General features: G+C 42.0%; 18 protein-coding genes. 2 read left to right on the top strand and 16 right to left on the bottom strand.

All coding sequences use genetic code 11. The annotated features are described in order from the left end of the window. Positions 1-143 precede the first annotated feature (143 nt). Complete coding sequence (locus DSBG_RS23180) at positions 144-320, top strand: hypothetical protein (RefSeq protein ID WP_176716286.1); 177 nt, start codon at positions 144-146, stop codon at positions 318-320. Between the two features lie 15 nt (positions 321-335). Further along, positions 336-1,256, top strand: a complete 921-nt coding sequence (locus tag DSBG_RS14705; protein ID WP_068965054.1) for a cytochrome c biogenesis CcdA family protein — start codon at positions 336-338, stop codon at positions 1,254-1,256. Positions 1,257-1,366: 110 nt separating this feature from the next. Here DSBG_RS14705 and DSBG_RS14710 read toward each other — a convergent pair whose 3' ends face one another. The 16 genes from DSBG_RS14710 to DSBG_RS14785 all read right to left on the bottom strand — a co-directional run bounded on the left by DSBG_RS14710 (position 1,367) and on the right by DSBG_RS14785 (position 13,605). Beyond that, positions 1,367-1,558, bottom strand: coding sequence for a ribbon-helix-helix protein, CopG family (locus DSBG_RS14710; RefSeq protein WP_068965055.1), 192 nt, complete (start codon positions 1,556-1,558; stop codon positions 1,367-1,369). Positions 1,559-1,797: 239 nt separating this feature from the next. Then, positions 1,798-2,337, bottom strand: coding sequence for an RsbRD N-terminal domain-containing protein (locus DSBG_RS14715; protein ID WP_068965056.1), 540 nt, complete (start codon positions 2,335-2,337; stop codon positions 1,798-1,800). A 134-nt stretch (positions 2,338-2,471) separates the two neighbouring features. After that, entirely contained in the window at positions 2,472-2,750 is a 279-nt protein-coding gene (locus tag DSBG_RS14720) for an SHOCT domain-containing protein (protein ID WP_068965057.1), read from the bottom strand. 84 nt (positions 2,751-2,834) lie between these two features. Next, positions 2,835-3,035: an SHOCT domain-containing protein gene (locus DSBG_RS14725; protein ID WP_068965058.1), complete on the bottom strand. Its 201-nt coding sequence runs from the start codon at positions 3,033-3,035 to the stop codon at positions 2,835-2,837. Positions 3,036-3,559: 524 nt separating this feature from the next. Then, positions 3,560-4,210, bottom strand: coding sequence for an amino acid ABC transporter permease (locus tag DSBG_RS14730; RefSeq protein ID WP_068965059.1), 651 nt, complete (start codon positions 4,208-4,210; stop codon positions 3,560-3,562). Further along, positions 4,207-4,878 carry an amino acid ABC transporter permease gene (locus DSBG_RS14735; RefSeq protein ID WP_068965060.1) on the bottom strand — a complete coding sequence of 224 codons (672 nt, stop codon included), beginning with the start codon at positions 4,876-4,878 and terminating at the stop codon, positions 4,207-4,209. Before DSBG_RS14735 ends, DSBG_RS14730 begins: the two co-directional genes overlap by 4 nt. Then, positions 4,878-5,687 carry a transporter substrate-binding domain-containing protein gene (locus tag DSBG_RS14740; protein WP_068965061.1) on the bottom strand — a complete coding sequence of 270 codons (810 nt, stop codon included), beginning with the start codon at positions 5,685-5,687 and terminating at the stop codon, positions 4,878-4,880. Before DSBG_RS14740 ends, DSBG_RS14735 begins: the two co-directional genes overlap by 1 nt. 93 nt (positions 5,688-5,780) lie before the next feature. Continuing rightward, a complete protein-coding gene (locus tag DSBG_RS14745) occupies positions 5,781-6,506 on the bottom strand; it encodes an amino acid ABC transporter ATP-binding protein (protein WP_068965062.1) in 726 nt (241 codons plus the stop codon). A gap of 381 nt (positions 6,507-6,887) precedes the next feature. Further along, on the bottom strand, positions 6,888-8,513 hold the full coding sequence (locus tag DSBG_RS14750; protein WP_068965063.1) for a putative ABC exporter domain-containing protein: 1,626 nt from the start codon (positions 8,511-8,513) through the stop codon (positions 6,888-6,890). After that, positions 8,506-9,246: an ABC transporter ATP-binding protein gene (locus DSBG_RS14755; protein ID WP_083236887.1), complete on the bottom strand. Its 741-nt coding sequence runs from the start codon at positions 9,244-9,246 to the stop codon at positions 8,506-8,508. The genes DSBG_RS14750 and DSBG_RS14755 overlap by 8 nt, the downstream gene beginning before the upstream one ends. A gap of 101 nt (positions 9,247-9,347) precedes the next feature. After that, on the bottom strand, positions 9,348-10,061 hold the full coding sequence (locus tag DSBG_RS14760; protein WP_068965064.1) for a gamma-glutamyl-gamma-aminobutyrate hydrolase family protein: 714 nt from the start codon (positions 10,059-10,061) through the stop codon (positions 9,348-9,350). A 92-nt stretch (positions 10,062-10,153) separates the two neighbouring features. Beyond that, a complete protein-coding gene (locus tag DSBG_RS14765) occupies positions 10,154-10,504 on the bottom strand; it encodes a type II toxin-antitoxin system PemK/MazF family toxin (protein WP_007778968.1) in 351 nt (116 codons plus the stop codon). Continuing rightward, on the bottom strand, positions 10,501-10,779 hold the full coding sequence (locus tag DSBG_RS14770; RefSeq protein WP_009619218.1) for a CopG family ribbon-helix-helix protein: 279 nt from the start codon (positions 10,777-10,779) through the stop codon (positions 10,501-10,503). The genes DSBG_RS14765 and DSBG_RS14770 overlap by 4 nt, the downstream gene beginning before the upstream one ends. A 249-nt stretch (positions 10,780-11,028) precedes the next feature. Continuing rightward, positions 11,029-11,778 (bottom strand): type 1 glutamine amidotransferase, encoded by a 750-nt coding sequence (locus DSBG_RS14775; protein WP_068965065.1) that lies wholly within the window; start codon positions 11,776-11,778, stop codon positions 11,029-11,031. Further along, positions 11,779-13,182 carry a MurT ligase domain-containing protein gene (locus DSBG_RS14780; protein ID WP_068965069.1) on the bottom strand — a complete coding sequence of 468 codons (1,404 nt, stop codon included), beginning with the start codon at positions 13,180-13,182 and terminating at the stop codon, positions 11,779-11,781. 171 nt (positions 13,183-13,353) lie between these two features. Then, positions 13,354-13,605, bottom strand: coding sequence for a hypothetical protein (locus DSBG_RS14785; RefSeq protein WP_068965066.1), 252 nt, complete (start codon positions 13,603-13,605; stop codon positions 13,354-13,356). Positions 13,606-13,822 lie beyond the last annotated feature (217 nt).

Here is a 13,822-nt window from a genome sequence, read left to right on the forward strand (position 1 = left end):
GCGGCGGCCTCTCCGTCTCGACGTTTGTTCAAAGCGCTGACTGCTTCCAAGCTTATATAAATCAGAAATACATGGTAAAGTAATGAGAGAATACCTTATAGTCGCTAAAAGTGTAACGAGAGGGGTGACGCATCAAGATGAAGATGAAGAATAGAGTGCTGATTTTAATAACCGTTGCCGTTTTATCTATCATGGCTCTGGTTATACCTAGATTTACTGGTCAATCAGAATTTCAGGTAACCAACCAACCGTTGGTTGCTTTCCAAGCAGTGCAGAAATCCGACACGCCAATCTTCCTGGAGTTTTATGCCAAGTGGTGACCCACCTGTAAGAGCATGGAGCCCGTGGTGCTGGCTCTAGAGAAAAAATATAATCATAATATTGATTTTATAATCGTTGATATTGATGATCCTCAAGGACAAGTTCTCTCTAAGCAATTTAACATCTATTATATCCCCGCCTATTTTGTGATTGATCAACAGGGGGATATAACTTACAGTGCTACTGGTCCTCAAAGTGAAAATACTTTAGAGAATGCCATAACTTCAGGAAATCCGACCAATAACTGGTCAGAATCCTTCTTTTACGAAACGATTCCTAATGCTTTGACTACCGGCGGATTATCCATTTTAATTCTAATTTTCTTAGGGGGATTACTAACTAGCCTAAGTCCCTGTATGTTATCAATGTTACCAGTCATGTTGGGATATATTGGTGGTTTGGAAAAGCCTTCCAAATTTAAAGGCTTTAGAGCTTCAACCTCTTTTGTCTTAGGTTTAGCCGTTACATTTGCTATGTTGGGTGTAATAGCCTCGCTGTTAGGTAAAGCTTTCGGTCAAATCGGTTCTGTATGGCTTTATATTATGGGCTTCTTTGCTATCTTCATGGGATTGCAACTAATAGGGATTATTAATTTCAATTTACCAGGTTTAAAAACTATGCCAAAACAAAACGGTAGATTTTTAGGATCTTTTGGAGTTGGTTTATTGTTTGGTCTAGTTGCTTCGCCCTGTGCTACTCCAGTGTTGGCAGTCTTGATGACTTATGTTGCTGGTCAAGGCGTACTATGGTATGGTGCTTTATTGCTCTTTATTTATGGTCTAGGTCACGGGTTACCATTGATTGTTGTGGGTACCTTTACAGCTGTTTTGAAGAGTCTACCTCGTTTACAGAAGTGGGGCCACTATATTAGTTATCTAAGTGGCGCCTTATTAATAATCCTGGGCTTATATCTTTTCTTACGAACAGGTTGGTGAAAAACAGAAGGAAACAGCAGCCATCATGATTACCGGCAACTGTTTCCTTCCTTAAGACCCATCGGCGTAATGAAAGCAGAGTGGGAGACAAAATTTATCGTCGAATCTCCTTAAAATCCGATTCCTAAACCGAGTCGCTTAATCTGATCTGTCATATAATCAACTGTGACACCATCCGTAGAAAAAATCATTTCGATTACTTGTGGGCGACTTAAGTTTTTATCTTCACAAAGTTTGTCCAATCTCTTCAAAACCTCAGAATCTAAGCTAAGAGTGATTCTGACTTTTCTTTTCATTTTCATTTTGTTCGCTCCTTTTAGTATTAATTGCTATAACCACTATTCTACCTACAATACTGACTGACAACAACCATTATTTCAACGATGATTGTTCATTGTTAATAATCTTCGAGCCTCATTACATTTAATAATGCATAAAAGAGACTGAAGCTCAGTCTCTTAGTGCATTATTTCTATTCAGTTGCACCCACATACTTGAATGAAATTGAGAGTTCCTATGTTAAACAATTTTAACCGTATTTCTAGTCTCTGTGTTCAAATTCCTGCACAGGAATTTCGGACATTAAATTTGCTTTCTTTAATAACGTGAAAGTCATTCTTTGCAGTTCATCTGTCTTAAGTTTGTAAATCAGCTCCCGACATTTAATGTATTTATCAAAGGAGAGAAGCGCAAGATTATCTATTTTTGATTCAAACTCCAGCAAGTCATCAGAAAGCTGGCTTTGTTTGATTTCCTTTTCTAATTCTTCCCGGACCACCTTTTTGAGAAGAAAAACAAAGGACATAGCCTTCGAAGGGGAAAAATCCTGAACTGCCCTTACCTTGATTATGTCATCGAGAAATGGTAACTCCTCATTAAACTCATTCCCTTCCATAAGGGCTTCCAGCATACTCTCTATCCCCAGGGAAACAGTATATCCAACTGGATTAGCAAACTGATCCTTCTGCTTTTTCAAGAAACCAGAGGTATCAATAGGATAAGTCTCGATTATCGCCTCAAACCACCTTTTCAAAATAGATGCTTTCTTTTGTTCGAGAAGATCTCTTAGCCTCGTATCCATTTATCACCACTCCAAACATCGGTTTTTTGATATTATTTCTAAAATAAATCCTATTATGTAACCCTAGTACGTTCAGCAGATCAATCATAAGAAAAGAGACTGAAGTTACTTCAATCTCGTGGTAATCAATCTACCTATTTCCCCTCTAGATCCTGTTTCCGGCTATGATATTCGGCTGAATCTATCTCGCCACGCGCATAGCGTTCTCTGAGGATATCTAAACCACTATGATTAGCCTGTGCCCCTGTATGAAGCTGCGCTGCGTTGCGACGAAATACATAAACACCTAATATAATAATCCCAATTCCTAAGATAAACGGTATGAACATTCCCATACCCATCCACCTAAAACCACTGTATCCATAACCGCCATTTCCCCATCCACCCATCATATAACCCCAACCACCTAACATCTGAATTACTCCCTTCTAATAACTTTAAAAATCCAGAATTTTGACCTCCAAATACCTAAGTAAAGCTATCTTTTTTAATGGTTATTAGCTGTTTTTGCCCGATAATTCTTGTTGCCGCTCAAGATATTCCTCTCTATTAATCTCACCGCGCGCATATCGTTCATTTAACAAATTTAGTGAACTATCTCCGTGCGGGTGATGGTTCATGCAGCATGCCCGTCCAAAACCTGACGAATTAAACATGCAGTAAGCAACGATGAGCAATAGAATAAAACCAAACATCATCTAAGATTCCCCCTTTAGTTATTTCTCTGAAAAACGATGATTTACCCGATCACAATCTTCCCATTATTTATGATTCAACACCCGCTAGAGCCTTGGCTCAGCAATTCCATTACCTTTGTATCTTGCCCAATTTATATTTTTTCTGCTGATTTTTTCTAAATTAATATTCCTCCCATGTAATTCTCGTTTGATGGTTGTCTCTTATCGATTTACTAATCTTCTATGTCCTTAGTATAACTCCCTAATACGCTAAACCCATGAAAAAGTTATGAATTTCTCATGAACAAGAGAACCAGATAATAAATAAAACTTGGCTGTCACCCACGAAGACACTGTCTTCGCACGTGTTAGCATTCTTGTTAGCCTTGGCGCAGGCCGGCCGCCTTAGTTGCGCTTATGCTACAGAAAGAATGTAACGAAGTTACTGATAAGTATTAAAAAAGAAACAAGGACCCCGATAATTAATCGGAACCCCTGTTTCTTTCTGAGCATTATCATAAACTTACCCTATAACTGGCACATCTTTAAAAACTTTGATGCACCATCTTAAGCTGTTGCCGACGAGCCAAAATCGAAAGCGAATAGTTCAGTACGAAATAGGTTAAAGCAATCATCCCAAAAACCGTAAACACTTGGCCAGTTGAACCGTATTGCCCTAAAATAATCATACCTTTACCCGTAAGATCTTCTATGCCTACACCCCAGACAAACGATGTATCCTTGATAACCGTTATAAACTGGGATACTAAAGGAGGAATCATCTTGTGCATAGCTTGAGGCAAAATAATATGCAGCAAAGTTTGGCGATAGGAAAATCCCTGTGACTTTGCGGCTTCCCACTGTCCTTTATCAATGGAGTTTAAACCTCCTCGAACAATTTCAGCAATGATGGCCGAAGTAAAAACCGCGATTGCTACGATCCCGGCATTAACCGGTTTCAATGTAGTCATAAAGCGAAAAACCAAAATGAACAGAAGCATAGGAATATTTCGGACACTTTCAATATACACTACAGCGATTCTTCCCAGCACTGCTTGTTTGGAATACCGCGCAATACCCAGAAGAGTTCCAAAGAAAAAACTAAGTAGAATAGCCATGATGGCAATGTAAAGTGTCGTCAGGAGCCCCTGCCCCAGAAAACGAAATATTTCAGGCTTAAGGACGTCTTGAATCATGCCGACACCCCCGTTTTACCTTCTAAACGACGTGTTAAGGTGGCTAAAGGCAGGCACAAAATAAGATACAGTAATCCAATGATAACATAAGCAGGTCCATAGTATAGGGTGTCGCTGGACCAAGAGTCCGCATGATACATCAGATCACCGCCAGCAATCATGGCAAGCACTGACGTGTTTTTAATCAAGTTAACCGCTTGATTGGTAAGGGGCGGTAAAACCAGTCGCGCTGCTTGCGGCAAGATAACATAACGCATAGCCCCCCAGAAACTAAACCCTTGCGATAAGGCGGCTTCCATTTGTCCTCTGTGAATCGAGTTAATTCCTGCCCTAACCACTTCAGCAATATATGCACCGTGATATACACCAACACCTAAAACACCTACCGCGAAAACAGGCAGCATTATGCCCAAGTGAGGCAACCCATGATAAAGGAAGAACACCTGAATTACAAGAGGTGTGTTTTGAATAAATTCAACATATATTCGATTGATTACCTTAGCTAATGTCCACTGAGAGGTTCCTAGAACCCCAAAGACAACCCCAAGTATAAGAGCCAAAGCCAGGGCCAGGAGTGCTGAAAGGATTGTGTTTTTAAACCCTTCAGCAAATACCGACCAGTCACTAAAAAGTGCTACCCATTTAAACCATGCAAAAGGTGAGACCACTATTTAAGACCCCATTTTTGGATCATTTTATCGAGTTCTCCGGATTTCTTTAAGTCAGATATTGTTTCATTGACCACTTTAGCTATTCCATCATTTCCCTTTTTAGAGGCAACTCCATATTCTTGAGGACTAAAACTTTCCGGCAATATAGTCGTTGAATCATCCAAATATCCAAAGAGAATAGAGCCATCTACGGAGAAACAATCCACCCGGCCAGAATCCAGTGCTGTTTTAATTTCAGGATAAGTTCCAAATTCCAAGAAAGTGACTTTGGCTCCCACCTTATCTGCTTCAGCTTGCACGGCTTTCTTACTGGTGGCGCTTTGTGCTACACCAATCTTTTTCCCGTCCAAATCTTTTAAACTGCTAATACCTGAATTCTTTTTAACCAACAATCTTACTCCATCGGTAAAATACGCATCAGAGAAGTTATAACTTTTCTTACGCTCTTCTGTAATGGTAAATGTCGATATATCCATATCAACGTCCCCGCTATCTAGAACAGGTCCACGTGTTTTTGCTGTAACAGCCGTGGTCTCGATCTTCTCTGTTCCTAAAATTTTCTTGGCTATGGCGTTAGCTAAATCAATTTCAAATCCATCGACCTGTCCCGTCTTAGGGTCTTTATATCCGAACTTTGGAACATCAACTTTAACCCCAACTTTAAGTACACCTCGGTCTTGGATGGCCTTGACATCAGCAGCTACAGCACTGTCACTGCTTGGAGTCGTAGAGGCAGTCGCCCCACATCCTGTTACCAAACCCAACATTAATAACAAACTTGTTAAAATTATTCCAGCTTTCTTCATTCTTGAATCCCCCTCTAATCTAGTTGCAGCCAAACTGCACTTTCTCTAGAACCTCTAAATAGGTCCCGTCTATGAGGACGTCTGAGTATAAGTTTAGCGCAAAATTCTACTTAAAAAAGACTTGGTACGCTCATGGGTGGGGTTGGCAAAAAAGCGTTCTGGGGTATTTTCTTCCACAATCTGTCCATCATCCATGAAGATGACGCGATCCGCAACTGTTTTGGCAAAACCCATTTCATGAGTGACAACAACCATTGTAATTCCTTCATGGGCCAGATCAACCATTACATCAAGGACTTCCTGGATCATTTCTGGATCTAAAGCCGATGTCGGTTCATCAAAGAGCATAATTTTAGGCCGCATGGCCAAGGCCCGAGCAATGGCTACACGTTGTTGTTGCCCACCGGAAAGTTGCGATGGATACACGTTGGCTTTGGCTTTTAATCCTACCCGATCAAGATAAACCATTCCAGCCTCTGTTGCTTCCTCCTTAGGAACACCTTTAATCAACATTGGCGCAAGGGTTAAATTCTCTAGTACCGTTTTGTGTGGATAGAGGTTAAATTGTTGGAAAACCATAGCAACCGACTGACGAACTTTAGCCACCATTGCCTTATGGGCCGTAATCTCCACTCCATCAACCGTTACTTTACCTGAGCTAGGCTTTTCCAGAAGGTTCATGCACCGAATCAATGTACTCTTGCCTGATCCACTAGGGCCAATGACGACCAATTTTTCCCCCGACTTTACCGTCAGATTAATCTCTTTGAGGACATGCAAGTGACCAAAATGTTTATTTAACCCTTCTAATTGAATCAAGCGGGTTCTCCTTCCTTTTTTTTACTCTTTTACCATTTTAATTAATCTAAAATTAATCATTTATTTTAACTTAATTCGTGCTTATATATAAAGATTCCTTCATTAGTTTGCTTATAATACTGTATACATGAAAAATAGTCACCTTTCCTTATGTATGTACGCATGTTTTTGACAGCCTTCTCTTAAGGTCGCTTCAACTTAACATCCATACATACCTAGGTTGACAAAAACTCGCCCATGTTCTAAACTACAAATGAGCTGACATTGAGAGCGCGCCGACTGGCGCGACACCAAAAATGGAGAAAACACCTGCTATGGACGGCAGGTGTTTTCGTTTTTAAATTAAAGACGAGACTGCTTTTCAACTGCTCGTCGCAACTTCTATGAATCACTAAACTCCTTCATTTCGATATAACCAAACAATTTGTCCGAGAATCTTAAGAGTAGTAAGCCGACCCCAACGTTTGCCAAAATGATTCCCAACTCCAAGGCAACTTCACTCCGCAATATCCAGTAGAGGCCCCCTCCGACAAGGCCTGCGGGAATTACAATAACTACGACTTGTACGAAAATCAGTAAGGGATAGAATATCTTGCGATCCAATGATGAAGGGAGAAGAACAGTACCTAAGATCACAGAGTTCCCCAGTTCAAAATATACAGAAATCACAATCAGGGAAAGTGCAATGGCTGTCATCCATACCTTTTCGTCGCCCATAGCCATTAAGGTGTAGCTAAGGTTAAGCAACAAGACATTGATTGCAAAACGTACCAGTGGCAAGAAATTAAGCGCTAATATCTTTCTGTAAAATGTTCCGGGGAGGACGTATATATACGGTAGCGCTAATTCTGAGCTAACAGGGCTGGTCGTGCTGGTAAGGAGTAGGAAGTACGCGATAACTCCATTAAAGGTAAAAAGCCACCCTGTGGGATCGTTACCCCTCTGGCTAACCATATAACCAATGGCTACACCAGCCACTAACACCAGCGGAGTCAAATAACCGAAATACTCATTAAACCCTGTAGAACGATAATTGACGATTTGTTTAAATAGAAAGGACTTGCTTTCGGCATACGTACCCTGAACCACGACCTGCCTTTCCCTACGAAGCTTGGCAAAGGCATCGGAAAATTGTGGACGTCGACCGCTCCTTTTAAGGCTACGGGCTTCCTCAATTTTGGCTGCATGATCAAGGACATCTTCATAATAGTCTTTAGCTAATCCAAACACTGTAAAATTCACAATTCCCAAAGATAAGACGATCCCCAAGAGAGCTATATAGGTGTCCAGACTGGCCCCATAAAAAGCAGCATAAGCAACCCGAAGTACCCAGCCCACAACTGGAAATTGCCACACCCCTGCGCCCCGGTATCCCGTCATTAAATTTAGAATGCTAAAATCTCCTCTAACCTGCCAAAACCAACTACCAATCAGCCATACCAGAGAGCAGGTTAAAACGCTAACAGTCCAACTACCCTTTTTGTACCGTACAGAAAGCAAAAAGACTAAAAATGCCAGCGGAGGTAACAGTAACGCTAAGGAGACAAAGGATACATAGACAAAAAAGACACCTTGAGTCTGAAGCCCCAAATTCAAAAGTGTTGGGGTAAGAAATAGCACCGGTAGCACAGACCGCGCTAACGAAATGGGAATCTTTTTTAACATACTCCAGAACAAAATGCGTTGAGGTTCTAGCGGAGATGGAAAAAGCAAATTCACATCTCCCATACCAAACGTATAGGATAGCTTTTTAAGTGCCGAATAAAGGGTGAAGAAGACAAGGGCCCCTAACAAGAGAGCAAAAATACCCAATACAACTTGGACAACCGTATCGTTGATCTCGATGTGGTTGTTTTTTCTGTTTATTCGTTGAGGAATCATAACGAGGATGATCCAAGCCCCAAACAAAAAATAGCTAATTAATTTTTTGGGTGTACGTCGAATTTCTACGATATAATTTAAAAGCTTCCGGATATCAAACCTTAGCATCAGCAAGTAATCAGACATCGGCTGTCACCCCAAGGAAAACTTCCTCAAGGGAAGCGCGCTCTTCCCCCAACTGGTGTCTCAAGTCTTCCAGACTACCTTCGGCAATAATTCTCCCTTTCTTGAGCACAATTACCCTGTTACATACGGTCTCAATTGGATCGAGCAAATGCGTGCTAATGAATAACGTTTTCCCTTCGTCTTTCAACTGATGAATCAGATCCTTTAAATATTTGATTGCCTTCGGATCCAATCCTACCATAGGTTCATCCAGAAAGAGCATCTGCGCATTGGAAACCACTCCACAGCAAAGTGAAAGCTTCTGACGCATTCCTTTGGAAAGCGTTTTTACGAATTCGTCTTTCTTGTCCCAGATTTCAAACATCTTTAATAACGATTCGGCATTTTCCTCCCATTGCTCGACCTCGTATGCGCTGGCGATAAATTGAAGATGTTGCCATACTGAAAGCATACCATAAAGCTGAGGAATTTCCGGAACGTAGGCACTCGTTTTCCTAGCCGATCGGGAGCCACGGATATGTCCATTGATGCGTATCTCACCACCAGATGGTCGCAATAAACCAACAATACATTTAATCAATGTGCTTTTTCCTGCCCCGTTAGGGCCTAGAAGACCCACAACTTCCCCACTACGAAGCATAAAGTTCAATTGGTCCACGGCCATGTGCTTTCCAAATTTCTTAGAAAGATTTTGCACAGAAAGCATCGGTTGATTGAGGTCAGGTTCTGTCATTGTCGTCCCCCCTTACCATGTTTCTGAAACTCATGCTCATTACATTAGAGAGAACCCTATCAAGAGTTCTCTCTAATGTAATGAACTATAATTAGCCTTCCCTAAATTTCTTCTATACACGCTTCAACAAATCCATTAAATATAGCCTGGCAATGCGCTTGCGCTTCCATGCTCTCTGGGTGCCACTGAACCCCTAAGCAAAACTTAGCGCCCAGCATTTCAATCCCCTCAATAATGCCGTCTGATGCACTAGCATTTTGGATAAATCCTTGTGGAATTTCCGATACCGCTTGATGATGGAGACTATTAACTCCTATTTTTGTTGCTGCAACAAGGTGATAAAGCAGAGATTCCTTTACAATATCCACATCGTGCCATACATTTTGGCGTGGGGCAGTTTGACGATGTTCCAGCGCCCTAGGAAATTGACTAGGAATGTCTTGATAGATTCTTCCCCCAGCCGCGACCGCCAAGACCTGAATGCCTCGACAAATCCCCAGCATCGGAAGATTTCGTTGCAGGCACAGCTGGGTGAGCAAAATTTCGCTCCAGTCCCGTTCTGGAAAACATGCACCAATTCCTCGGAGTGGGTCTTCTCTTAGATATATGGGAGAAATATCGCCTCCACCTGTTAAAAGCAAACCATCAAGAAGACTTAAAACGTCATTGCCTTCTGCCTCTACGCAAACAGGCGGAAGAATAACCGGGATTCCACCCGCATGTCTAATGCTTTCCACATAATAATGCCTTGGAAATGTTTTTAATTCCTCTGAGCAATGGGCCGCTGTGACTCCTATCACTGGTTTTCTTAACATCCCTTTAGCTCTCCTCTCCTATGTAGAAAAAACAAAAACAGCGTCGGTATTTGTCTCCGCCACGCTGTCTCCCTCTCCCTTGAAGCTTTATATTAAATATCCGCAAGCCCTAAACTTATTTCAATGGCTTGGTCTACCCTAAGCATCACTTCTTCATCCAAAACCGCTACTTTTTCCTTAAGGCGGCTTTTATCTATCGTCCGAATCTGCTCCGTCAGAATGACAGAATCCCGTTCTAAGCCACTTCGTTTAGCTCTCACTTCGACGTGAGTAGGTAATTTTGCTTTCGCAATTTGTGAAGTGATCGCGGCAATAATTGTCGTTGGGCTAAATTGATTCCCTATGTCGTTTTGAATCACAAGAACCGGACGAGTTCCTCCCTGTTCTGATCCGACAACGGGGTTAAGCTCTGCGTAATAAATTTCCCCGCGTTTTATCATCATCTCCGACACTCCACCATCGTTTCTTCATAATACTCTAATACTTCTTGTTCCGTTGAGAACAACTCCCTGGCTATAGACAAATTCAGTTGCGCCATTTCTAAGTATCCTTTACGCATCTGCTCGTGGATTCCTTTTTTCCGGCGTTCGTGAAGGATGCTGTTTAATGCTTCTCGAATAAATTCGCTGCGATTGCGTTTCTCCACGGTGACGATCCCATCCACCTCCGCGAGCAAACTCTCCGGCAAACTGATCATAATTCGCTTACTTTCTGCCACATTAGCACCCCCAAGTCATTTAGCCAAAGCTATACTCTATTATAGACAGTAATGCAAAAAAGTGTCAACGAACTGGAAGGATAAATAAGCTTAAACTCACTAAAAACGGGTCTTTTTCAACATGTAAATAATGGCAGAGGGTTATTTTCAATGCAGATTTAAATGAAAGCATCGTTCACTATTGATAGTATAACAGTATATCACTCATGATATACTGTTTTTTTCACTAAACCAACTGCCAAATTGAAATTATGCTTGCTTCAATAACCTTTTTACTATGGCCTCATGCGCCAACTCTTCCAAACGGTCGTCAAGTTCCACTAAACGAGTGCCAGGTCCACGTCTTTGAATCGCCAGTTCCAACAATAAATCGGCAAAGTGTGGGTTCTTTGGAAGAAGCGGACCATGCAAATACGTTCCGAAGACATTACGGTAGCGTACCCCTTCTACACTATCATCGCCATTATTTCCATTCCCAGCTAAGACTTTACCCAAAGGCATAACCTCTTCGCCCAAATATGTTTTACCTGAGTGATTCTCAAACCCAACCAACGTCCTAAATTTCGAGTTAACCTTAAGCACTCGTTCATCAAGTTCTACAACAACATTACCAATTAAACGCTTCGCTCCGGCGATGGTCCAGACATCTAAAATGCCTAACCCTTGAATCTTTTCCCCACCAGCCATCTGATAAAATTTCCCTAACATCTGATAGCCACCACAAATGGAAAGAACCACAAGTCCGTTCTCTATAGCACTTCGAAGTTCCTTTTCCCGTCGCATTAGATCCTGCACCAGCAGACCTTGTTCACGGTCAGAACCCCCACCAAGAAATAGAATATCTATCCCCGTAAAGTCCAAGTCTTCACCTAAAGAGGCTTTTTGAATTACAGGCTCAATCCCCCGCCAGCGACAGCGAGCAGCCAATGCTAAAATGTTACCCCGGTCTCCGTAAAGGTCGAGCAGATCTGGATAAAGGTGACAAATATTTAGATTCACTTAACTTGCCCCCTCTTCAAGATCCTTGGTCTTTAGATGAGTCAATCCCGCATTCTTTTGGCGATCTTCCAGAATCTCACGAAGCGGGAAAAGTAAGGTATAGGTGGGCAAGATAAAGATGGCCTCTTCCACCGCCCAATTCGTTTGCAAAAGATCAAGGGCTCCAGTCAAATCATGTTCAAGTACAAGCTTCCCTTCGGAAACTCCAGCATATTTGAGCCTTAAGGCCATGTCTTCAGCACGAAGCCCTGTACAGATCACTTGGTGTATACGAGCCTCATGCAATCCTAGTCGTTCAAAATTGACATCCCACAGCCAGGAAATGTCCCGGCCATCAGCGGCTAAGTCATTGATCCCAATTAAAATTCGAAGGGGTTTATCAAGACCAAGCATAGTCTGAATGACTTGATCAAACCCAGTGGGATTTTTTACGAGGGTTAAGGTGATCTCCCCTTCCTGCAAATGAAAACGTTCCATCCGTCCAGCTTGAGGAATAAACCCCCGTAACCCCTCTCCAATCAAACTGTCGCTTAATCCGAGTTGGCGAGCCGCAGTAAGTGCTGCTAAAGCATTATACAAATTATAGTACCCTTGGAGAGCTATAGCAAATGGAGTTACCTTAACTTGAAACAGCAGTAAGCCTTCCAGAGGACGGACGTTTTGGGCCAGTATTTTAGGCTCAGGGCGATGAAATCCACAACCCAAACAATTATAAATTCCCAATTGTCCGTAGTGAAAAAGCGTATAATCGAGTTCAGTACCGCATAACGGACAAAATCTCGCTTCCCGAGTTTCCTGGCTCTCGCTCACACTATCCGGGGTGCGTTCCACCCCATAATAAACAACTTCAGCATGGTTCAATCCAAACTGGGCAACTAAAGGATCATCTGCATTAAGCACAAGAACGGTTTCTTTAGGCAGAGACTCTCTAACCAAACGGACAGTTGTATCTAACTCACCGTAGCGATCCAGTTGATCACGAAAGAAGTTGGTGATTATCGCTAAACTGGGAGAAACCTGTTCACAAAGTTTAGGCACAGTAGCTTCATCCACTTCCAGTAAGGCTAAACTCGCTCGAGATGACCCACTCCAGCGAGTATTCTGGATCAAAGCACCCGTAATACCCGTCACAAGATTCGCCCCAGCTTGATTAAACGCAAAAGCTTTTCCAGACCCACGTAAAATACTTGCCAATAGGTTCGCAGTCGTCGTTTTACCATTGGTCCCAGTGACCATTATAATTCCTTCCGTATACGCTACACTCAAATGTCTCATGATCTCTGGATCAAGCCAATGCGCAATTTTTCCAGGTAAGGTTGTCCCCTTTTTCCCAGTAACTCGCAGAGCCACCGTGATGAGCTTTCCCACCCATAAGGCAACCCAAAAATGCCACGTTCGTTTCATAGTAACTCCTTTAATTGTTGTCTTATTCATTGTAGCACTCTTATTTGTATTATCAACCAAAAATAGTTGAGAACAAACATAGAAACCTCTGGAACCTTATAGAAGATTCCAGAGGTTGTAGGTACCCTATCATCACCGCATCAAAATAACGATATCTTTCCGACAATTATATTAAAAGGCCTTAAAACCATTAATACTTTGATTTACAAACATATCCAGCACTGGACCTAATACGAAGCTTAGAAAAAGTCGAAATCCCTCCGCTAAAACAAGAGCCACACCGACACGGATTAAAAGGCGTCCTCCACGAGACGTTGATCGGTTCAAGATCCCATCAAAATCAAGGGCTCCAGCGGCACCCCAGCCTAGTATCAAACAGAAGATAAAAAAAGCATAACTTATACCCGTGGTTAGATCAAACACATCCTTACCCCCTTGCCACAACTTATGTTGCAACAAAGAGTTTTATGTTTAAACTGTGCCTAATATTTCAAGCTAAATAGGTTCTCTTAGTTCTAGAATTCCCAGTCAGAGACTTCGCTTTAGCGTTAGCGAATCCTTCATAGCGAGTGGTTACCAAACTTTGAACAACTAGTTTGGTCCACAAGCGCCTGGATGCACGATGCTAAAGCGAAGTTTT

The organism is Desulfosporosinus cupriresistens, from assembly GCF_001707885.1.
GTDB lineage: Bacteria > Bacillota > Desulfitobacteriia > Desulfitobacteriales > Desulfitobacteriaceae > Desulfosporosinus.

Coding starts and splice junctions, on each gene's coding strand:
- DSBG_RS23180 (WP_176716286.1), top strand. CDS start 144: ATGAAGAATAGAGTGCTGATTTTAATAACCGTTGCCGTTTTATCTATC.
- DSBG_RS14705 (WP_068965054.1), top strand. CDS start 336: ATGGAGCCCGTGGTGCTGGCTCTAGAGAAAAAATATAATCATAATATT.
- DSBG_RS14710 (WP_068965055.1), bottom strand. CDS start 1,558: ATGAAAATGAAAAGAAAAGTCAGAATCACTCTTAGCTTAGATTCTGAG.
- DSBG_RS14715 (WP_068965056.1), bottom strand. CDS start 2,337: ATGGATACGAGGCTAAGAGATCTTCTCGAACAAAAGAAAGCATCTATT.
- DSBG_RS14720 (WP_068965057.1), bottom strand. CDS start 2,750: ATGTTAGGTGGTTGGGGTTATATGATGGGTGGATGGGGAAATGGCGGT.
- DSBG_RS14725 (WP_068965058.1), bottom strand. CDS start 3,035: ATGATGTTTGGTTTTATTCTATTGCTCATCGTTGCTTACTGCATGTTT.
- DSBG_RS14730 (WP_068965059.1), bottom strand. CDS start 4,210: ATGATTCAAGACGTCCTTAAGCCTGAAATATTTCGTTTTCTGGGGCAG.
- DSBG_RS14740 (WP_068965061.1), bottom strand. CDS start 5,687: ATGAAGAAAGCTGGAATAATTTTAACAAGTTTGTTATTAATGTTGGGT.
- DSBG_RS14750 (WP_068965063.1), bottom strand. CDS start 8,513: ATGTCTGATTACTTGCTGATGCTAAGGTTTGATATCCGGAAGCTTTTA.
- DSBG_RS14755 (WP_083236887.1), bottom strand. CDS start 9,246: ATGACAGAACCTGACCTCAATCAACCGATGCTTTCTGTGCAAAATCTT.
- DSBG_RS14760 (WP_068965064.1), bottom strand. CDS start 10,061: ATGTTAAGAAAACCAGTGATAGGAGTCACAGCGGCCCATTGCTCAGAG.
- DSBG_RS14765 (WP_007778968.1), bottom strand. CDS start 10,504: ATGATGATAAAACGCGGGGAAATTTATTACGCAGAGCTTAACCCCGTT.
- DSBG_RS14780 (WP_068965069.1), bottom strand. CDS start 13,182: ATGAAACGAACGTGGCATTTTTGGGTTGCCTTATGGGTGGGAAAGCTC.